This window comes from Citrobacter sp. CK188 (assembly GCF_030333525.1).
GTDB classification, from domain to species: Bacteria; Pseudomonadota; Gammaproteobacteria; order Enterobacterales; family Enterobacteriaceae; genus Citrobacter_B; species Citrobacter_B koseri.
The window spans coordinates 227,859-247,983 of the sequence record NZ_JAOWFU010000038.1 but is presented as its reverse complement, the minus strand read 5'-3'; the positions used below and the strand labels follow the sequence as shown (position 1 = coordinate 247,983).

Genomic DNA, 20,125 nt, shown 5'->3' with positions numbered 1-20,125 from the left:
CCGGACAGGGCATTGGCCGCTATCCGGCAAATAAATTAAAACAGCGCGGCGAGACGGTTAAGCAGTAACGTTGCGCTGTAGTAGTCCAGACGGAACGTTTCGGTGCCCAGCGCATAAACGCGCTTGTTTTGCACGGCAGGCAGGTGAGCAAGCAGTGGGTTGGCGTAAATAGCGTCGGCATCTTTGCTATCACCGGCAAACAGGAACAGCGCTTCGCCGTTCAGACCTGCCGCCAGGTTTTCCCCGCCAAGCTGGATGATGTCATGACGTTTGCCCTGGCTTTTACTGGTTTGCAGTCCGGCAGGGAGGGGCGCCAGCGTAAAGCCTAACTGTTCCATCAGCTTGCCCTGGGCTGAATCCTGCGTCCACAGGTTGGCGCTGTGTGCGGCAGCGGTGTAGACCAGCGCGCTGACCGGTTGCGGCGGTAATGTGAGCTGTTGTTTAACGGTCGCCAGTTGTTTATCAAATTCCGCGATGCGCGCGGCGGCCTGTTTTTCCTGGCCGGTGATCTCGCCCAGTTGCGTCAGCAGAGACTGCCAGCTTTTATCGTCGTAATTGATGATAAGCGTGGGGGCAATAGTAGAAAGCTGATCGTACAGCGCCAGCGCAGAGTCGCCGCCGGTTGCGCTAATCAGAATAAGGTCCGGCATTTGTGCGGCAACGGCTTCAGCGCTTGGTTCGCCGATGTACAGGCGCGCCAGCTTGCGCGCTTTCGCAACGTCGCTCCATTGACGCAGAAATCCCCGATCGTCGGCAAAGCGGTTGTTAGGGGTGGTCGCTCCGCTGGCGACAACGGGAGCATCAATCGCCAGCAGCGAGCCCGTCAGGGTCACGCTGGTAGAGACGATACGTTCAGGTTTATGGTCCAGCGTATGCGTGCCGCGGCTGTCGGTGATCTGGCGCGGCCAGTCAGCGGCATGACCTAAAGAAATTCCTGAAATGAAAAGCCCAACCAGTATCAGGGATGTTCTGCAAAGCAGGGGAAGTCTCACGAATCAGCGTCCTGTTATTAATGGAGTTAATGCTTCTCATTTTCATTGTTAGCGGGAAGGGATGCAAGTCTAAGTCGCACATTGTGCTACCCCAAGAGTTGACATGCTGTCTGTTTACTTTTAGGTTAGCGCCCGAAAATATAAATGATAATCATTATTAAAGCCTTTATCATTTTTGGAGGATGATATGGATACGTCACTGGCCGAGGAAGTTCAGCAGAAAATGGCAACGCTCACCCCCGATCGCTTTTTCTTTATGTCGCCGTATCGCAGCTTTACGACGTCAGGATGCTTCGCCCGTTTCGCTGAACCAGCGGTTGACGGGGATTCGTTAGACAGCCCCTTCCAACAAAAATTACAGCAAGCCTTTGCCGACGCCAGAGCGCAGGGTATCGCAAATCCTGTTATGGTCGGCGCTATCCCCTTTGATACCCGCCAGCCATCCTCGCTGTTCATTCCTGAGTCCTGGCAGACCTTCTCCCGACCGGCAAAGCAACAATCCTCGCGTTACTTTACCGGGCATCAGGCACTGAATGTTGTTGATCGTAAAAGTATCCCTGAACAGGAAACGTTTGAAGCGATGGTGGCGCGCGCGGCAGCGCTGACGGCGACGCCTGAAGTTGACAAAGTGGTTCTGTCACGCCTGATTGATATTACGACCGATGCCACCATTGACAGCGGCGCGCTGCTGGAGCGGCTGGTGGCGCAGAACCCGGTGAGTTACAACTTCCATGTGCCTCTGGAGGATGGCGGCGTGCTGCTTGGCGCCAGCCCGGAATTGCTGCTGCGTAAAGAGGGCGAGCGCTTTAGTTCGCTGCCGTTGGCCGGGTCGGCGCGTCGCCAGCCTGATGATGTGCTGGATCGTGAAGCGGGCAACCGACTGCTGGCTTCTGAAAAAGACAGACACGAACATGAGCTGGTCACTCAGGCCATGAAGACGGTGCTGCGCGACCGCAGCAGTGAATTACAACTGCCCGCATCTCCACAATTGATCACCACCCCGACGTTATGGCATCTCGGTACGCCGTTCGAAGGTAAGGCGAATGCGGAAGAAAATGCCCTGACGCTGGCGTGTCTGCTGCATCCGACGCCTGCGTTGAGCGGTTTCCCGCATCAGGTGGCGAAAAAATTAATTGCCGAACTGGAGCCGTTCGATCGTGAACTGTTCGGCGGCATCGTCGGCTGGTGTGACGCTGAAGGAAACGGCGAGTGGGTCGTGACGATTCGTTGCGCGAAGCTGCGACAAAACCAGGTTCGCCTGTTCGCAGGCGCCGGGATTGTGCCTGCTTCCTCTCCGGTAGCGGAGTGGCGCGAGACCGGCGTGAAGCTTTCTACTATGTTGAACGTTTTTGGACTGCATTAAGGAGCGATGATGACCATTCCTTTCACCCGTTGGCCGGAGGAGTTTGCCCGCCGCTATCGTGAAAAAGGGTACTGGCAGGATCTGCCGCTGACCGATATTTTAACCCGCCACGCAGACAGCGATAAAACGGCGGTGATTGATGGCGATAGACACCTGAGCTATCGCGAACTGAACCAGGCGGCGGATAATCTGGCCTGTAGCCTGCGTCGTCAGGGGATCAAACCCGGCGAAACCGCGCTGGTGCAACTGAGCAACGTGGCGGAGCTGTATATCACTTTCTTCGCACTGCTGAAGCTCGGCGTCGCACCGGTTCTGGCGCTGTTCAGCCATCAACGGACGGAACTTAACGCTTACGCGAAGCAAATTGAACCGGCGCTGGTGATTGCTGATCGCCAGCACGCGCTGTTCACCGGGGACGACTTCCTCAATACGTTTATTGCCGAACACAATTCCGTGCGTGTGGTGCTGTTGCTCAACGATGCGGGTGAACACAACCTGCAAACGGCGATTGACCAGCCTGCGGTTGATTTTACCGCCACGCCATCACCTGCCGATGAGGTGGCTTATTTCCAGCTTTCCGGCGGTACAACCGGAACGCCGAAGCTGATCCCGCGCACCCATAATGATTATTACTACAGCGTGCGCCGCAGCAATGAAATTTGCCACTTTACCGAAGCCACGCGTTTCTTATGCGCGATTCCGGCTGCGCATAACTACGCCATGAGTTCGCCGGGATCGCTGGGTGTCTTTCTGGCCCAGGGAACGGTGGTGCTGGCGGCTGACCCGAGCGCTACGCTCTGTTTCCCGTTAATTGAAAAGCATCAGATTAATTCAACGGCGCTGGTGCCGCCTGCGGTGAGCCTGTGGTTGCAGGCGATTCAGGAGTGGGGCAGCAACGCGCAACTGGCCTCGTTGAAACTGTTGCAGGTAGGCGGCGCGCGGCTTTCAGCGACGCTTGCCGCGCGTATTCCGGCGGAAATCGGCTGTCAGTTGCAGCAGGTATTCGGCATGGCAGAAGGACTGGTGAATTACACCCGTCTGGACGACAGCCCGGAGCGCATCATCAATACTCAGGGTTGCCCGATGTGCCCGGACGATGAGGTCTGGGTGGCTGACGCTGACGGCAATCCGCTGCCGCAGGGGGAAACGGGACGCCTGATGACGCGCGGGCCGTACACGTTTCGCGGCTATTTTAAAAGCCCGGAGCATAACGCCAGCGCGTTTGATGCCAACGGCTTTTACTGCTCCGGCGATCTGATCTCCATTGATCCAGATGGCTATATCACCGTGCAGGGACGTGAAAAAGATCAGATCAATCGCGGCGGGGAGAAGATCGCCGCTGAAGAGATTGAAAACCTGTTACTGCGTCACCCGGCCGTAATTCATGCCGCGCTGGTCAGCATGGAAGATGAGCTGATGGGGGAAAAAAGCTGCGCCTGGCTGGTGGTGAAAGAGTCGCTGCGCGCGGTACAGGTACGCCGCTTCCTGCGTGAGCAGGGGGTCGCCGAATTCAAATTGCCGGATCGCGTGGAGTGCGTCGAGGCGTTGCCTCTGACCCCGGTCGGTAAAGTCGATAAAAAACAATTACGTCAGTGGCTGGCGTCACGTTCACTGACCTGAAGGAGAAAGAGAGATGGCAATTCCGAAATTGCAGGCGTACGCGCTGCCTGGCGCGCTCGATATTCCGCCCAATAAAGTGAACTGGGCCTTTGAACCTGAACGCGCTGCGTTGTTGATCCACGATATGCAGGATTATTTTGTCAGCTTCTGGGGCGACAACTGCCCGATGATGGAACAGGTGATCGCGAATATCGCCGCCCTGCGTCAGTACTGCAAAGAGCACAACATTCCGGTCTATTACACCGCTCAGCCGAAAGATCAGAGCGATGAAGATCGCGCCCTGTTGAACGATATGTGGGGGCCGGGCCTGACGCGTTCTCCCGAGCAGCAAAAGATTGTCGATGCGCTGGCGCCGGACGAGGCGGACACCGTGCTGGTGAAATGGCGCTACAGCGCGTTTCACCGTTCGCCGCTGGAGCAGATGTTAAAAGAAACCGGGCGTAATCAGCTGATTATCACGGGTGTGTATGCGCACATTGGCTGTATGACCACGGCGACCGACGCTTTCATGCGCGATATCAAGCCGTTTATGGTGGCGGATGCGCTGGCCGATTTCAGCCGTGAAGAACATGTGATGTCGCTTAATTACGTTGCCGGTCGCTCCGGTCGCGTGGTGATGACGCAGGAACTGCTGCCGACGCCGGTTCCGGCGAGCAAAGCAGAGTTGCGGGCGCTGATCCTGCCGCTGCTGGATGAATCCGACGAGCCGCTGGATGATGAAAACCTGATTGATTATGGGCTGGACTCTGTACGTATGATGGCGCTGGCGGCTCGCTGGCGTAAAGTGCATGGCGATATCGACTTCGTGATGCTGGCGAAAAACCCGACGATCGATGCCTGGTGGACGCTGCTTTCCCGTGAGGTGAAGTGATGGCCGGATTGGATTTTAACGGCAAAACCGTCTGGGTGACCGGCGCGGGAAAAGGGATTGGTTATACCACGGCGCTGGCGTTTGTTGCGGCTGGCGCGCAGGTGACGGGATTCGATCGCGAGTTCACGCAGGATGCGTATCCCTTTGCGACCGAAGTGCTGGATGTCGCAGACGCCGCGCAGGTCGCGCAGGTTTGCCGGCGCGTGCTGGCGCAAACCGAACGGCTGGATGTGCTGGTGAATGCCGCCGGGATTTTACGGATGGGGGCGACCGATGCGCTAAGCGCCGAGGACTGGCAGCAGACGTTCGCCGTCAACGTCGGCGGCGCGTTTAACCTCTTCCAGCAGACGATGGCGCAATTTCGTCAGCAGCAGGGCGGGGCGATTGTTACCGTCGCGTCTGATGCGGCGCACACGCCGCGCACTGGCATGAGCGCCTATGGCGCGTCCAAAGCGGCGCTGAAAAGCCTGGCGCTGACCGTTGGGCTGGAGCTGGCGGGCAGCGGCGTTCGCTGTAACGTTGTCTCTCCGGGATCTACCGATACCGATATGCAGCGCACGCTGTGGGTGAGCGATGATGCGGAACAACAGCGTATTCGTGGCTTTGGCGAGCAGTTTAAGCTTGGCATTCCGCTGGGTAAAATCGCGCGTCCGCAGGAAATCGCGAATACCATTTTATTCCTCGCGTCCGATCTGGCCAGCCACATTACGCTACAGGACATTGTGGTTGACGGTGGTTCAACCCTGGGAGCGTAGCGATGATCTGGAAACGCCATTTAACGCTTGATGAGCTGAACGCCACCAGTCTGAACACGATGGTGGCGCATCTGGCGATCGTCTATACCCGTCTGGGCGATGACGTGCTGGAGGCGGAAATGCCCGTCGATGCGCGAACGCATCAGCCTTTCGGCCTGTTACACGGCGGCGCTTCGGCGGCGCTGGCGGAGACCCTGGGGTCAATGGCCGGGTATCTGATGACCCGTGACGGCCAGTGTGTGGTGGGAACCGAGCTGAATGCCACGCATCATCGCGCCGTGTCGCAGGGGAAGGTGCGCGGCGTTTGCCAGCCGCTGCATCTGGGTCGGCAAAGCCAGAGCTGGGAAATTGTGATTTTTGACGAACAGGGACGACGTTGCTGTACCTGCCGCCTGGGGACGGCGGTGATGGGCTAGGCCCAACAAAATGCAATGATGTTGCAGCGTTGACCGGCAATGAAGTGATCCAGTTAACAATGCAATGTAAATAATCAGTTTTATAGCGTTGTCAGGTTGTTAAAACCAGCAGAGGTGTTATAGAAACAAAATGTAACATCTCTCTGGAACACAACACGCAAACGGACAACAACTATGAACAAATCAGGGAAATACCTCGTCTGGACATTGCTCTCCGTTATGGGAGCATTTGCCCTGGGATATATTGCGTTAAACCGTGGGGAACAGATCAACGCGCTATGGATCGTCGTGGCGTCAGTTTGTGTCTACCTCATTGCCTACCGTTTTTATGGTCTGTATATCGCCAAAAATGTGCTGGCGGTTGACCCGACGCGCATGACGCCTGCGGTGCGTCATAACGATGGTCTGGACTACGTACCTACCGATAAGAAAGTGCTGTTCGGTCACCATTTTGCGGCGATTGCCGGGGCAGGGCCGTTGGTTGGGCCGGTGCTGGCGGCGCAGATGGGGTATCTGCCCGGTATGATCTGGCTGCTTGCCGGGGTTGTGCTGGCAGGCGCGGTGCAGGACTTTATGGTGCTGTTTGTTTCTACCCGTCGTGACGGTCGCTCGCTGGGTGAACTGGTTAAAGAAGAGATGGGTCCAACGGCTGGTGTGATCGCGCTGGTGGCCTGTTTCATGATCATGGTGATTATCCTTGCGGTACTGGCGATGATCGTCGTGAAAGCCCTGACCCACAGTCCGTGGGGGACGTACACCGTTGCGTTCACCATTCCGTTGGCCATTTTTATGGGCGTCTACCTGCGTTACCTGCGTCCGGGACGTATTGGCGAGGTGTCTGTTATTGGTCTGGTGTTCCTTGTCTTTGCCATCATCTCCGGTGGCTGGGTGGCGGAAAGCCCAACCTGGGCGCCGTATTTTGACTTTACCGGCGTACAGTTGACCTGGATGCTGGTGGGCTACGGCTTTGTGGCGGCGGTTCTGCCGGTATGGCTGCTGCTGGCGCCGCGTGATTACCTCTCAACCTTCCTGAAGATTGGTACGATTGTCGGTCTGGCCGTCGGTATTCTGATTATGCGTCCGACGCTGACGATGCCTGCGCTGACCAAATTTGTGGATGGCACCGGCCCGGTGTGGACCGGTAACCTGTTCCCGTTCTTGTTCATCACCATTGCCTGTGGCGCGGTGTCTGGCTTCCATGCGCTGATCTCTTCCGGCACCACGCCGAAGATGCTGGCGAACGAAGGGCAGGCCTGCTTTATCGGCTACGGCGGGATGTTGATGGAATCCTTCGTGGCGATTATGGCGCTGGTTTCCGCATGTATCATCGATCCGGGCGTTTACTTCGCCATGAACAGCCCAATGGCCGTACTGGCGCCAGCCGGAACCGCTGATGTGGTTGCCTCTGCTGCGCAGGTAGTCAGTAGCTGGGGCTTTGCGATTACGCCTGATACGCTGCATCAGATTGCCAACGAAGTGGGCGAACAATCCATTATTTCTCGTGCCGGTGGCGCGCCAACGCTGGCGGTGGGGATGGCCTACATCCTGCACGGCGCGCTGGGCGGTATGATGGATGTGGCGTTCTGGTATCACTTCGCGATTCTGTTTGAAGCCCTGTTCATTCTGACGGCGGTTGATGCCGGTACGCGTGCGGCGCGCTTTATGTTGCAGGATCTGCTGGGCGTGGTCTCTCCGGGTCTGAAACGTACGGATTCACTGCCTGCGAACCTGTTAGCGACGGCGCTGTGCGTGCTGGCGTGGGGATACTTCCTGCACCAGGGCGTGGTGGACCCGTTAGGAGGGATCAACACCCTGTGGCCGCTGTTTGGTATCGCGAACCAGATGCTGGCGGGTATGGCGCTGATGCTCTGCGCGGTTGTACTGTTCAAGATGAAACGTCAGCGTTACGCATGGGTGGCGCTGGTGCCTACCGCCTGGCTGCTGATTTGTACGCTGACCGCAGGCTGGCAGAAAGCGTTTAGCCCGGATACCAAAATTGGTTTCCTGGCGATCGCCAATAAATTCCAGGCGATGATCGACAGTGGCGATATTCCTGCGCAGTACACGCAGTCTCAGCTGGCGCAGCTGGTGTTCAACAACCGTCTGGATGCCGGTCTGACCATCTTCTTCATGGTTGTGGTGGTGGTTCTGGCCCTGTTCTCAATCAAAACTGCGCTGGCAGCGCTGAAAGAGGACAAACCGACGGCGAAAGAAACGCCGTATGAAGCCATGCCGGAAAACGTTGAAGAGATTGTGGCGCAGGCGAAAGGCGCGCACTAATTTTTAAATAAGCGGCCCTCTTCTTAACGGGAGAGGGCATTTGCGTCACAGGTGGTAACGATGTTTGATACGCTTTCTAAGGCCGGGAAATATCTGGGTCAGGCGGCAAAACTGATGATTGGCGTGCCGGACTATGACAACTACGTTGAGCATATGCGCGTGACGCACCCGGATCAGACGCCAATGACTTACGAAGAATTTTTTCGTGAGCGGCAGGATGCGCGTTATGGCGGGAAAGGCGGCGCACGTTGCTGCTGATGTTTTGTGTTGCCCGGTGGCGCTACGCTTACCGGGCCTACGCTGATGTTTTGTGTTGCCCGGTGGCGCTACGCTTACCGGGCCTACGCTGATGTTTTGTTTTGCCCGATGGCGCTACGCTTACGGGGCCTACGCTGATGTTTTGTTTTGCCCGATGGCGCTACGCTTACGGGGCCTACGCTGATGTTTTGTTTTGCCCGGTGGCGCTACGCTTACCGGGCCTACGGGGTATTTTACAGGCCGGATAAGGCGCAGCCGCCATCCGGCAAGCCGCCGCTAAACCGTAAATGACTCTACCTTTTCAAACGCGGCGCGTAATGTGGCTGGCGTTAACGTCACCGGCAGAAAGTGGATGGATTCAACCGGGCGCAGGGTGTGGGCAATCACGTTATCAATCTCCGCCTGGTTCTGGATATCGACATCCAGCGCCGCCAGCGTGGTGGGCAGACTAAAGCGCTGATAAGCGGCGATAAGCTGCGCCAGTACCTCATCCTGACCCAGCAATGCGCTTTGCACCAGAATGCCATAAGCCACTTTGGTGCCGTGCAGAAACTTCTCGGTTTGCGGCAATACGGTGAGCCCATTATGGACGGCGTGTGCCGCCGCCACACGGGTATAACGCTCGCCAAGACCGCCGACCATGCCGCCCCCGGCAATAATCGCATCCACCACATCGCGAAATGCCTGGGTGAGTTCTCCACGTTCTTTGTCCGCCAGCGCCTGTTCGCTGCTCTCCAGTAGCACATCACGGATCGCCAGCGCGCCGTTAATGCCCAGACGCACGGTAAGCGGTAAGGTTTCTGGCTGTGGCGCTAATACAACGGCTTCGTACCATTTTGCCAGCGTGTCGCCGATGCCGGCCAGCAGATAGGCCTCTGGCGCGCGGAGAATGATTTCCGGCTCTACCAGCACCAGATAATTGGCGTCGTCAAAAATTTCAAAGTGCAGCGCCTGACCGGCATCGTTGTACCAGACCGACAGCGGTGTCCAGGCCGCGCAGGTGGCCGCGATAGTCGGGATCGCCACGAAGGGGAGTTGTAGCCGACGGGCAAGGGCTTTGGCGGTATCAAGCAGCGTGCCGCCGCCGATACCGATCACTACGCGGCGGTCGTCGCCTGCTTTCGCGGCCAGTTGTTTCACATCGCTTTCGCTGCAATGGCCGGTAAACGGCAGGTGTCTGGCTCCCGGAAGATCAAACGCATCCGGCAGGTAAGGGCGGGCGGCGGCAATCGCACGTTCGCCATACACCCATACTGCGGCGGAGAGTTGCCCGGCGCTGAAAAAATCCTTCAGTCTGGAGAGGCTGCCGGTATGGGAAAAGTAGTTAGCCGGGCCGGTAACGACGCGGATGTCAGTGTTGCTCATGGTGTGTTGTCCTTGTGGCTGCGCTGTCCGGGAGTTGTTTTTATTTAGACGTCTAAGCGTCTTGATTGCCAAATGCTAACATCGTGTTATAGTGGTTTCAACATCGACATCACCCTCGGGTATGATAACTATGAGTAATAACCCACTGATTCCGCAAAGCAAACTGCCTAATTTAGGCACCACAATCTTTACACAAATGAGTGCCCTGGCGCAGGAGCATCAGGCGATTAACCTGTCTCAGGGATTTCCTGACTTCGATGGCCCGCGCTATCTACAGGAACGTCTGGCCTGGCATGTTGCACAAGGGGCGAATCAATATGCGCCAATGACCGGCGTGCCTGCATTACGCGAAGCCATTGCGGAAAAAACGGCGGCGTTATACGGCTATAAGGCTGATGCCGGGAGCGAGGTGACGGTAACGGCGGGGGCAACGGAAGCGTTGTATGCCGCTATCACCGCGTTGGTTCGTGCGGGAGATGAGGTGATCTGCTTCGATCCCAGCTATGACAGCTACGCGCCAGCCGTTGAACTGTCCGGCGGCGTGCTGAAACGTCTGGCGCTTCAGCCGCCGCAGTTTCGCGTTGACTGGCAGGCATTTGCTGCGTTACTGAGCGAACGTACCCGGCTGGTGATCCTCAATACGCCGCATAACCCGAGCGCGACCGTCTGGCGCAAAGCCGACTTTGAAGCGCTGTGGCAGGCGATTGGCGATCGCGAAATCTATGTATTAAGCGATGAAGTGTATGAGCATATCTGCTTTGCGCCAGAAGGCCATGCCAGCGTACTGGCGCATCCGCAGTTACGTGAGCGTGCTGTTGCGGTCTCGTCATTCGGTAAAACCTTTCATATGACCGGCTGGAAGGTGGGGTACTGCGTAGCGCCAGCGGCGATCAGCGCGGAATTGCGTAAAGTGCATCAGTATCTGACGTTCTGCGTCAACACACCGGCGCAACTGGCGCTGGCCGATATGCTGCGTGCTGAACCGGAACATTACCGCGATTTACCCGCATTTTACCGGAAGAAGCGTGACGTTCTGGTTAATGCCCTGCGTGACAGTCGTCTGGAAATCCTGCCCTGCGAAGGCACCTATTTTCTGCTGGTGGATTACAGTGCGGTATCAGACCTCAATGACGTGGATTTCTGCCAGTGGCTGACCCGGGAAATCGGCGTTGCGGCGATTCCGCTGTCGGTATTTTGCGCCGATCCTTTCCCACATAAACTTATCCGCTTATGTTTTGCCAAGCAGGAATCCACGCTGCTGGCGGCCGCAGAACGCTTGTGTAAATTGTAATTACTTTACGGTCCAGGCTTTGGAGAATCGACGGTCGGCAAAGAGTTCCTGTAGGCCGTTGATTTGTTTCAGACGCAGGACTTCATCTTTATCCATGCCCAGCTCTTTTCCGATTCGCGTCTCGTCCCAGCCCAACAGGGAGAGTTCTCGCACAATTTCCGACATCGCGTGAATCTGATGACGGCCACGGGCGCGGTTGTGACGAATGGTCGCCGCAATCCGTTCATGGCGATTGCGTTCCAGACAGGTGACGGGAAGATAGCCTTTTAACTTTGAGCGTAATGTGGATTTCCCTTTACCGAGTTCGTGACGGTGAAAGCCATCCACGATTTCATATTTTTCTGCCGCCGTTTCTGCAACGACAATAGGCTGCGTGAAGCCATCTACCTCAATAGACTTTAGCAGGAGCCTTTTCTCCGGGGGCGCCACATTGTTTGGGTTGTAATCATTAGGCTCGATTTGTTCGTTTTTTACCCATTGCACGCAGTCTACCGGCTGATCGCGAAAGGGGCTGACGCGGTGGATCGCCATCCTGAATTCGTTGATTGCCGCAATTCTCTCTTCTTCGTTCAGCGTGGAGAGAAAGTCGGTTATTTGTTGGGTGAGTCGCTGTTGCATAAAATCTCCCATTCTTTGCGCTTTGCTTTCATGCGTTCATTGTAGCGCTGGTAGTGTTTAGGCTTTGTCGGGCTGAATGAGAGCGCCCGACACCAGTAATCATTGTTCAATAGCACCTTGCAGATACGTCGCCATGAGGGGATATCTTTGGAGCCGATATCGCCTTCCTGCGTTTGTGGAATGTTCTCCATTCCTTTCTTTTTATACCATTGCAGGTAGACCGCGATTTTGTTGCGGTAATGCTCGGCGCTCTGTTCCGGCATGCTGTCCAACAGCAGCATGGCGTAGCTTTGCCAGCTATGGTGCTCGGGTTTCAGTATTTTTCGATGGCCGTAAAAATGGTTATCCTGGCCTGCATATATCCCTCCGCTGCGCACGCCGCTTACCCTGGCGCACATTGCTGCCCAGCGTTCGGGTTCAATGACATGATAGAGCCACAATCCCTGACGTTGCTCCGGGCCGAAAGGTTCGCAGATGCGCATATACCGGAGCGGCACGTTGGCCTGGTACATCAGGTTATAAAGCGGGTTGCAAGGCTGCTTCGTTTTTGCGAACCATGTCCAGATGTCTGCCGTTTTCCAGTCATACATCGGGTAAATATACCAGGTGTGCCCGCCCTGAGCGGCGGTCGTCCAGGGTTTGTCGTCCGCAAAACGCTGTTTGCTCAGGGAGGCGATAGCGACAAACCGATTGTAAGATTCGTCAGCGCGGATGCCGATCAGCATCGCCGCAGGACGCTTTTCTGAAAACCACTCGGCAAAGTCGCGAACAAATTGTTCGAAGGTCATGCCTGGCTGATAAAAAGGAAAGTAAGCCGGATCGGTAATGGCGTCGGCAGGCGGTTGACGCACCCATTCGGCATTCGGGTCCCAGCATTGCCATTCGGGTTGGTATTGCGACAGCGAATTTTGAGTGGTGAGCGGCAGGGCAACCCAGTAAAAATGTTCAATGACATCGGAATATTGTTCGCGTAATGACTGAACATAGTCAATTGTGCAGGAGAATTGCACTTCCCAGTCAATAAATAATACGCAGATCTTCTTCTTTAACTTACGCGCGATTCCGGCGGTAAGGTGCAGCATCAACCCTGAGTCTTTCCCCCCGGAAAATGACACGCAAATACGCGGTAAGGTGGTGAGTGTCCATGTAATGCGCTCTTCCGCAGCTTCCAAAACATTTTGGTCAAGTGGGATTTTATAAACAGACATAATGAGTTCATACCTGAACGGAAAATGGCTATGTGTAGAATACAGAAAAATAATTATATATATTATATGATATAATCAACAGAATGTGCAAGGTTTAAAAAAGCATCCAAAACTTAAATTAATTTTATATTAATTATTTTAATTTTGAATGCTTGTGTCGGCGATGGCCCCGGATGTTTTCGTTTCAGCTATTTTCCGTCATTTTGTTAATGATACTCGTAAAACCTTTGTTATTCAGTGACGTTCGATTATATACCAGGTATAACTGAACTGAAGGTAAATCTTGATCAATATTAACCCGTTGCAGTTTAAGGGTGGAGTGAAAGAAGTCATATATGACTTCAGGAACGATGCCAATTATGTTGGTTTCAGCAATAGTATTAATGATTGCAACCATCGAGTCACTGCGAAACCCAATTTTCCGGCTGGCAAGAAGGGAGTTGACCAGCGACTGGTATTCTTTAACGCCTGGCTCCTCTCCCTGGTATGAGGTAAACGGTTCTTCGAGTATTTGCGCTAATGTACTGGCGTCGCTGATTCTGGGGTGATCGGCACGACACACCAGTACGCTTTTGATTGTTTTAAAAGGCGTACAGACAACCGAATGGTTGTTCAGCGGCGTGGTGGTGATCACCATGTCCGCCTTGCGGTATGCCAGCAGGTCTTCTGCTGATTCCGCAGACATCAGGATATCATGATGCTCAATTTCAACGGAAGAATCTTCCATAATAAAATTAATCAGCTTTATTACGTTCATTGCAGTAAGTAGCTGTGGACTGTAAATGATAAATTTTTTCTTAAGACTGGAACTATGCATAATATTAATTGTTTGTTCCAGACTATTGAGGTTTTCCTCAAGATGATGATGCAGATTTATACCGGTGACGGTCGGCGTGATGCCTTTTCCTGAACGAATAAATAAAGGATCGTTGAATTGAGTTCGTAATCGTTGCAGAGATTGACTCACGGCAGACGGGGTGATGTACAGCGTTTCCGCCGCTTTACTAATGCTTAAATTCTGGTAGATACACTCAAAAATAATCAGTAAGTTAAGATCGAATTTTTTGAGATCGTAGAGATTAGCCATGTTTTTTTCTTCCTGTTTTGTGACTATTGTCATAACTATATTTGTTATAGTTATGCAACACATCCAATGCTTTACAATAGTGATGTTTGCTAAGCTTAAATTCTCTTTCAATAATACTAAAATAGCATAGCTCAGAATATCTTTGCGAGCGATTTATAATGGAAAAGGAGATTGACAGAAAAACAATGACAATCTCCCCCCTTTAATTTAGGTTTAATGTTCACCCATCATAATGTCCAGCTGCGCTTTTTCCGGTAACCCGACGACCTGCTGTAACATATTTTCTTTATTCATATAGTAAATGGCTGGCGTTGCGTTCGCCCCCAGATCGTCCATGAGTTTCTGATGAATATTCAGCATTTTCATCTTATCTTCTGGCAGCGGTGAAGGGATCGCCAGATTGAGTTTACCGCCTGACGCTTCATAGTCATGCCAGGTTTTTGCCGGATCTCGGGTGGATAAGATAGCGGCAGCCGTTGCCGGGCTTTCGGGTTTGATCACGCCCACCAGTAGCGTCCGCAATTGTACTTTGCCGGATTCGACCCAGGGGCGCGCCTGCTGCCAGAACTGTTTGCAGTAAGGGCAGAAAGGGTCTGCAAAGACATAAAGAATCACCGGCGCCTCTTTTTTGCCGTCCAGAATCCACGACGCTTTTTCCATCCGCTGCCACATTTCTCTGCCGACCGGGGCGTAGATCTCTTTTTCTATCAGCGCATTACTGAGGTTTGCGCCTTTTTCGTCGTACATGTAGCCGGAAATCGCGTGTTTCCCGTCAGGCGTGAGGTAGATGGTCACGCCCATATCCTGGTATTTGCCCAGATAGCCTTTCATTCCGCCGGGGGCGTCAAAAGACTTCAGGATCGTAATTCCCTGTTTTTCTACCGCTTTAACCGGGGCAGGCAGTTCTTCAGCAAAGGCGATGAGCGGGAACAGCGTCAGCAGCAATGTTCGTTTTATCATTATATTTCCTTAAAAATCAGTGCAAAAGGAACATTGACGGCAAAACCTATCACAGTCATAGGTAAGGTCTGCCGTCGGAAGATTGCCCTTTCTTTGGTAGGGTGATGTAATCCTTTCGCTGTTACAGCCTTTGTTAAGGTAATGTAGAGCGCAACACATAGCCAGTTTCACTGGCGCTGAAGTTACCTACGGGTAGTTCAGGTAATGGGGCCGCCTGTAAAGGGGGCCTTTTTACTTTTTGTCGCTAAACGTTCACAACGTTGTCTTGTGTGAGTTGTTAGGTATCGCTGATTGATTTGATAATGCAAACGCATTAGCCCAATCACGGAAAGTTGGTTACTTTACATCTCAACGAAAACACGGAGGAAGTATAGATGTCCTTGATTAATACCAAAATTAAACCTTTCAAAAACCAGGCGTTCAAAAACGGTGAATTCATCGAAGTAACCGAGAAAGATACCGAAGGCCGCTGGAGCGTCTTCTTCTTCTACCCGGCTGACTTCACTTTCGTATGCCCGACCGAACTGGGCGACGTAGCAGATCATTACGATGAATTGCAGAAACTGGGCGTAGACGTTTACTCTGTTTCTACCGACACCCACTTTACTCACAAAGCATGGCACAGCAGCTCTGAAACCATCGCAAAAATCAAATATGCGATGATCGGTGACCCGACTGGCGCCCTGACCCGTAACTTCGACAACATGCGTGAAGACGAAGGTCTGGCTGACCGTGCGACTTTCGTTGTTGACCCGCAGGGTATCATCCAGGCTATCGAAGTTACCGCTGAAGGTATCGGCCGTGACGCATCTGACCTGCTGCGTAAAATCAAAGCGGCTCAGTATGTTGCTGCTCACCCAGGAGAAGTTTGCCCGGCTAAATGGAAAGAAGGCGAAGCGACTCTGGCTCCGTCCCTGGACCTGGTCGGCAAAATCTAAAATTCGCTGCGCCTTTCGCGCTACAGGTGCGTTGGCTGCGCTTTCTCACCCCGGTCACTTACTGATGTAAGCTCCCGGGGATTCATAAGCTTGCCGCCTTCCTGTAACACGAAATACTGGCGAATTAATCCTTAAGCGGGTGCGTCGCACCCGTTTTTTCCAGCACCATCATGCAAGTCGCATTCAGGCTGTCGGTATAAGGCAACTTGCATGATGATGTTTTTAGAGAGGGAAGAATAATGCTCGACACTAACATGAAAACTCAGCTCAAAGCGTATCTTGAGAAACTGACCAGGCCTGTTGAGCTGATTGCCACGCTGGACGACAGCGCTAAATCGGCAGAAATCAAGGAACTGCTGGCTGAAATCGCTGAACTGTCAGAGAAAGTCACATTTAAAGAAGATAACAGCCTGCCGGTGCGCAAGCCTTCTTTCTTGATAGCAAACCCAGGTTCTGACCAGGGGCCGCGCTTTGCGGGGTCTCCGCTGGGGCATGAATTTACCTCGCTGGTGCTGGCGCTGTTGTGGACTGGCGGCCATCCGTCGAAAGAGGCGCAGTCTCTGCTGGAGCAGATCCGCGATATCGACGGCGATTTCGAGTTTGAAACTTATTACTCGCTCTCCTGCCACAACTGCCCTGACGTCGTACAGGCGCTGAACCTGATGGCGGTGCTGAACCCGCGTATCAAACATACCGCGATTGACGGCGGCACATTCCAGAATGAAATCACCGATCGTAATGTGATGGGCGTTCCGGCTGTGTACCTGAACGGTAACGAATTCGGTCAGGGACGTATGACGCTGACGGAAATCGTCGCCAAAGTGGATACCGGCGCAGAAAAACGGGCGGCGGAAGAGCTGAATAAGCGTGACGCTTACGACGTACTGATTGTCGGCTCCGGCCCGGCGGGGGCGGCAGCGGCAGTTTACTCCGCACGTAAAGGCATTCGTACCGGTCTGATGGGCGAGCGTTTTGGCGGTCAGGTGCTGGATACCGTTGATATCGAGAACTATATTTCCGTGCCAAAAACGGAAGGGCAGAAGCTGGCTGGCGCGCTGAAAGCGCACGTTGATGATTACGATGTTGACGTGATCGACAGCCAGAGCGCGAGCAAACTGCTTCCGGCGGCAACGGAAGGGGGCCTGCATCAGATTGAGACCGCTTCCGGCGCGGTGCTGAAAGCCCGCAGCATTATCATTGCCACCGGTGCCAAATGGCGCAACATGAACGTGCCGGGCGAAGATCAGTACCGCACGAAAGGCGTAACCTATTGCCCGCACTGCGACGGCCCGCTGTTTAAAGGCAAACGCGTTGCGGTGATCGGCGGAGGGAACTCCGGCGTGGAAGCGGCGATTGACCTCGCGGGGATCGTTGAGCACGTTACGCTGCTGGAATTTGCGCCAGAAATGAAAGCCGACCAGGTTCTGCAAGATAAAGTGCGTAGCCTGAAAAACGTCGACATTATTCTGAACGCGCAGACAACGGAAGTGAAAGGCGACGGCAGTAAAGTGACGGGGCTGGAATATCGCGATCGCGTAAGCGGCGACATCCACAACGTTGCGCTGTCCGGGATCTTCGTACAGATTGGCTTGCTGCCAAACACCAACTGGCTGGAAGGCGCGATTGAGCGTAACCGTATGGGCGAAATCATCATTGATGGCCGGTGCGAAACCAGCGTGAAGGGCGTATTCGCCGCAGGCGACTGCACCACGGTTCCTTACAAACAGATCATCATCGCGACGGGCGAAGGCGCGAAAGCCTCTCTGAGCGCATTTGATTATCTGATCCGCAGTAAGACGGCATAAAAAGAAAGTAAGACTACACCTGCAATGCAAGAGGCTGCCAATGGCAGCCTCTTTTTTTACGCAACAACCGTGCGATTTACCGCACAACCAGCACCGGCAACGTAGCATGGCGGACAACGCTGGAGGCGTTAGAGCCCAGCAAATGCGTGGTGATAGACGGATTGCGGGAGCCAATGACCACGACGTCCGCATTCAGCTCTTCGCCCAGTTCGTTCACCACATCCCGCACGTTACCAAAGCGGACGTGCTGCTTAATCCGGGAAGGGTCGATACTGAAATGACTCACCATCGTTTGCAGGCGAGTCTCCGCTTCGTGCTGCAAATGCTCCTCAAAACGACGAACGTCGGCGGCAAAGCGGTGCAGACTCAGGCTGGCGGAGCCCGGAAGAACATGCAACAGATGAATGACGCCATCCTGTTGCGCCAGAAACTCTGCGTGGCGCACGGCCTTGTCGCTAAGTTCCATTTCGAAAACATCAACCGGCATAATGATTGTCTTATACATACCCGTTTCTCCCTGTTAACTAATACTGAATTCATTCAAACATATAATAATATTTCTTTCTGGTATCTGCCCGGCACTTTTCATATCACAACGTTTCTTTACGACTGATTGATGCTTATGACCAGAAGCTACCAGTGTCGCTCAAGGTAAAGCACGGCCACGACGATAATCGCCATCATAATAAGAAATGCCAGCGTGATGAAAAGAGCCTCATTCATGACCGTACTCGCGGCAATGAAACGGATTAATTCTGGATGACGGGGAACGGGGGTGAACCAGGAGGAATGGGTGATTTTCGGAAAGAGGATGCAGGGAGCATCCTCTGTGTAAACGGGTGAACGCTTATCCAGATGGTTTAGCGCAGGTAGTCGCCCGCTGCTTCAGGCTGATATTCAAGCTCCAGCACTTCAAGGTGAGTGGACGCCCCGCCAGGCAGGTCCCAGTGAATGGTATCGCCGACGCGCAGGCCCAGCAATGCCGCGCCCACCGGCGCCATTACGGAAAGCTGCGTATTACTGTCGGTCATATTCGCCGGATACACCAGCGTGCGCACGCGAATCTCGCCATCGCTGAGATTGCGGAATTTCACCCGACTGTTCATGGTGACGACGTCGTGCGGCATGGCTTCCGGCGAGCACATCTGGGCGCGATCCAGCTCCGCATTTAATGCGTCAGCAATGGGTAAACCAGCAAACGCAGGCTGCTCCAACAGGCGGTCGATGCGTTCGGCGTCGAGGTCGTTGATGATAATAGTTGGTCTGGACATTTGTTACTCCATGTCGTCGATGCTGCGAGTGCCGCAGGTAAATAATCCCAAAAGAAAACCCTCACCGTCAGGCGGCGAGGGTTTAGCTTTTATGATAATACTGAGACTTCCCCCTTCTTTGAAGTGATTTAGCTCACATTCGGGGAAATCCTCAATACGGTTGTCTTTGCGTAAATTTTAGTCGCAAGCCGTGATGGTTCTCAAGTTTGTATACCGCCTCAGTAACCCGCTTTGTCAATCACAAACCGCTTCCCGCAATTGCCCGGATGGGGTTGCGATATAAACGAGGAAGCGGAAAGCGGATCGTTAATCCTGGCGGCGTTGAGCGAGAACTGTATTTCTGTCAGATAAGCCGGGTTCCCGTGGCAGCTCAGTTTCACCGCCTTCACGTTTTCTTTCCCCCAGCTTTGGGCAACGGCGGCGTCAAACGCGGCGCGGCTGACCCTTTTCCCGTAATTTGCGGCCAGAAAATCGCCCAGCGCGCTGTGTTTTATCTCATGGTTCAGCCGTACCATTGTGCCGAAATAAACGTCTGGATCAAATCCAAAGCAGGCACCGTGTTTGGCGTATTCATAACGTTCCAGGCAGGATTTTCCACCGGCTCCGGGCATGACCGCGCTGAGTTTTGCCGCGCTCTCCAGTGAAAGGCCGGTTTCAGGCGCGGCGCATTTACGGCTGGCGCGCGCTTCCGGCAGATTGGGGATCGGACGAGTCGCGCAGCCAAACCGCATCCAGCGGCGCTCGTCCACGCCACGCGCGGCAACCGATCCCGGCAGACCTGGCCACAGACCGTGGACAGTCAGAAAATCAGCTTTGTTGGGAATCTCTTTCTGCTGACGGCACTCTTCGGGTTCCCGATGATCGCGCTCATGCTGACTTTGACAAAAACCGGTTTGCCAGGAGAGCGCCAGCACATAGCGGTCAAAATCAGCGTACTGTTTTGCCTGAAGTGGCTCAGCGTTAACGTTGAAGAGGGGAAGCAGGAATACCGCCAGGAGAGAACCATAACGCCATGTTGATTTCATGA

20 protein-coding genes are annotated in these 20,125 nt (G+C 54.1%); 10 read left to right on the top strand and 10 right to left on the bottom strand.

Annotation, left to right across the window (positions count from 1 at the left end):
• Nucleotides 1-35: 35 nt before the first annotated feature.
• Nucleotides 36-992 (bottom strand): Fe2+-enterobactin ABC transporter substrate-binding protein, encoded by a 957-nt coding sequence (gene fepB / locus OGV67_RS21690; RefSeq protein WP_110494549.1) that lies wholly within the window; start codon nucleotides 990-992, stop codon nucleotides 36-38.
• 187 nt (nucleotides 993-1,179) lie between these two features.
• Here fepB and entC point away from each other — a divergent pair, with 187 nt between their 5' ends.
• From entC to OGV67_RS21655, 7 genes are all read left to right on the top strand, one after another.
• Nucleotides 1,180-2,355, top strand: a complete 1,176-nt coding sequence (gene entC / locus OGV67_RS21685; protein ID WP_060815865.1) for an isochorismate synthase EntC — start codon at nucleotides 1,180-1,182, stop codon at nucleotides 2,353-2,355.
• A 9-nt stretch (nucleotides 2,356-2,364) separates the two neighbouring features.
• Nucleotides 2,365-3,975: a (2,3-dihydroxybenzoyl)adenylate synthase EntE gene (gene entE / locus OGV67_RS21680; RefSeq protein ID WP_115614977.1), complete on the top strand. Its 1,611-nt coding sequence runs from the start codon at nucleotides 2,365-2,367 to the stop codon at nucleotides 3,973-3,975.
• Between the two features lie 13 nt (nucleotides 3,976-3,988).
• Entirely contained in the window at nucleotides 3,989-4,846 is an 858-nt protein-coding gene (locus OGV67_RS21675) for an isochorismatase (protein ID WP_047458220.1), read from the top strand.
• Nucleotides 4,846-5,601 (top strand): 2,3-dihydro-2,3-dihydroxybenzoate dehydrogenase EntA, encoded by a 756-nt coding sequence (entA, locus tag OGV67_RS21670; protein ID WP_115614976.1) that lies wholly within the window; start codon nucleotides 4,846-4,848, stop codon nucleotides 5,599-5,601. The genes OGV67_RS21675 and entA overlap by 1 nt, the downstream gene beginning before the upstream one ends.
• Before the next feature lie 2 nt (nucleotides 5,602-5,603).
• Nucleotides 5,604-6,017 (top strand): proofreading thioesterase EntH, encoded by a 414-nt coding sequence (gene entH, locus OGV67_RS21665; RefSeq protein ID WP_012133392.1) that lies wholly within the window; start codon nucleotides 5,604-5,606, stop codon nucleotides 6,015-6,017.
• A gap of 174 nt (nucleotides 6,018-6,191) precedes the next feature.
• Complete coding sequence (gene cstA / locus OGV67_RS21660) at nucleotides 6,192-8,297, top strand: pyruvate/proton symporter CstA (RefSeq protein WP_012133391.1); 2,106 nt, start codon at nucleotides 6,192-6,194, stop codon at nucleotides 8,295-8,297.
• Nucleotides 8,298-8,357: 60 nt separating this feature from the next.
• Nucleotides 8,358-8,555: a YbdD/YjiX family protein gene (locus tag OGV67_RS21655; RefSeq protein ID WP_012133390.1), complete on the top strand. Its 198-nt coding sequence runs from the start codon at nucleotides 8,358-8,360 to the stop codon at nucleotides 8,553-8,555.
• A 276-nt stretch (nucleotides 8,556-8,831) separates the two neighbouring features.
• On the opposite strand, the gene OGV67_RS21650 is transcribed toward OGV67_RS21655, so the two are convergent.
• Complete coding sequence (locus tag OGV67_RS21650; protein ID WP_047458216.1) at nucleotides 8,832-9,920, bottom strand: oxidoreductase; 1,089 nt, start codon at nucleotides 9,918-9,920, stop codon at nucleotides 8,832-8,834.
• A 130-nt stretch (nucleotides 9,921-10,050) separates the two neighbouring features.
• Here OGV67_RS21650 and OGV67_RS21645 point away from each other — a divergent pair, with 130 nt between their 5' ends.
• The gene (locus OGV67_RS21645; RefSeq protein ID WP_024130556.1) at nucleotides 10,051-11,211 is read left to right on the top strand and encodes a pyridoxal phosphate-dependent aminotransferase; all 1,161 of its coding nucleotides are present in this window, start codon (nucleotides 10,051-10,053) and stop codon (nucleotides 11,209-11,211) included.
• On the opposite strand, the gene OGV67_RS21640 is transcribed toward OGV67_RS21645, so the two are convergent.
• From OGV67_RS21640 to dsbG, 4 genes are all read right to left on the bottom strand, one after another.
• On the bottom strand, nucleotides 11,212-11,829 hold the full coding sequence (locus OGV67_RS21640; RefSeq protein WP_012133386.1) for an IbrB-like domain-containing protein: 618 nt from the start codon (nucleotides 11,827-11,829) through the stop codon (nucleotides 11,212-11,214).
• Nucleotides 11,802-13,037, bottom strand: a complete 1,236-nt coding sequence (locus OGV67_RS21635) for a phosphoadenosine phosphosulfate reductase (RefSeq protein WP_286466058.1) — start codon at nucleotides 13,035-13,037, stop codon at nucleotides 11,802-11,804. The genes OGV67_RS21640 and OGV67_RS21635 overlap by 28 nt, the downstream gene beginning before the upstream one ends.
• A 184-nt stretch (nucleotides 13,038-13,221) precedes the next feature.
• Entirely contained in the window at nucleotides 13,222-14,124 is a 903-nt protein-coding gene (gene citR, locus OGV67_RS21630) for a DNA-binding transcriptional repressor CitR (RefSeq protein ID WP_049011612.1), read from the bottom strand.
• Between the two features lie 213 nt (nucleotides 14,125-14,337).
• A complete protein-coding gene (dsbG, locus tag OGV67_RS21625) occupies nucleotides 14,338-15,084 on the bottom strand; it encodes a thiol:disulfide interchange protein DsbG (protein ID WP_047458212.1) in 747 nt (248 codons plus the stop codon).
• A gap of 374 nt (nucleotides 15,085-15,458) precedes the next feature.
• On the opposite strand from dsbG, the gene ahpC reads away from it, so the two are divergent.
• Nucleotides 15,459-16,022: an alkyl hydroperoxide reductase subunit C gene (gene ahpC / locus OGV67_RS21620; RefSeq protein WP_012133381.1), complete on the top strand. Its 564-nt coding sequence runs from the start codon at nucleotides 15,459-15,461 to the stop codon at nucleotides 16,020-16,022.
• Between the two features lie 239 nt (nucleotides 16,023-16,261).
• On the top strand, nucleotides 16,262-17,827 hold the full coding sequence (gene ahpF, locus OGV67_RS21615; protein ID WP_012133379.1) for an alkyl hydroperoxide reductase subunit F: 1,566 nt from the start codon (nucleotides 16,262-16,264) through the stop codon (nucleotides 17,825-17,827).
• A 76-nt stretch (nucleotides 17,828-17,903) separates the two neighbouring features.
• Here ahpF and uspG read toward each other — a convergent pair whose 3' ends face one another.
• The 4 genes from uspG to rna form a co-directional block, all read right to left on the bottom strand.
• Entirely contained in the window at nucleotides 17,904-18,332 is a 429-nt protein-coding gene (gene uspG / locus OGV67_RS21610) for a universal stress protein UspG (protein WP_024130553.1), read from the bottom strand.
• A 128-nt stretch (nucleotides 18,333-18,460) separates the two neighbouring features.
• Complete coding sequence (gene yldA / locus OGV67_RS21605) at nucleotides 18,461-18,550, bottom strand: small membrane protein YldA (RefSeq protein ID WP_275148965.1); 90 nt, start codon at nucleotides 18,548-18,550, stop codon at nucleotides 18,461-18,463.
• 137 nt (nucleotides 18,551-18,687) lie between these two features.
• Nucleotides 18,688-19,098, bottom strand: coding sequence for a nucleoside diphosphate kinase regulator (gene rnk / locus OGV67_RS21600; RefSeq protein ID WP_012133377.1), 411 nt, complete (start codon nucleotides 19,096-19,098; stop codon nucleotides 18,688-18,690).
• A gap of 218 nt (nucleotides 19,099-19,316) precedes the next feature.
• Nucleotides 19,317-20,123 (bottom strand): ribonuclease I, encoded by an 807-nt coding sequence (rna, locus tag OGV67_RS21595; RefSeq protein ID WP_012133376.1) that lies wholly within the window; start codon nucleotides 20,121-20,123, stop codon nucleotides 19,317-19,319.
• Between the last annotated feature and the right edge of the window lie 2 nt (nucleotides 20,124-20,125).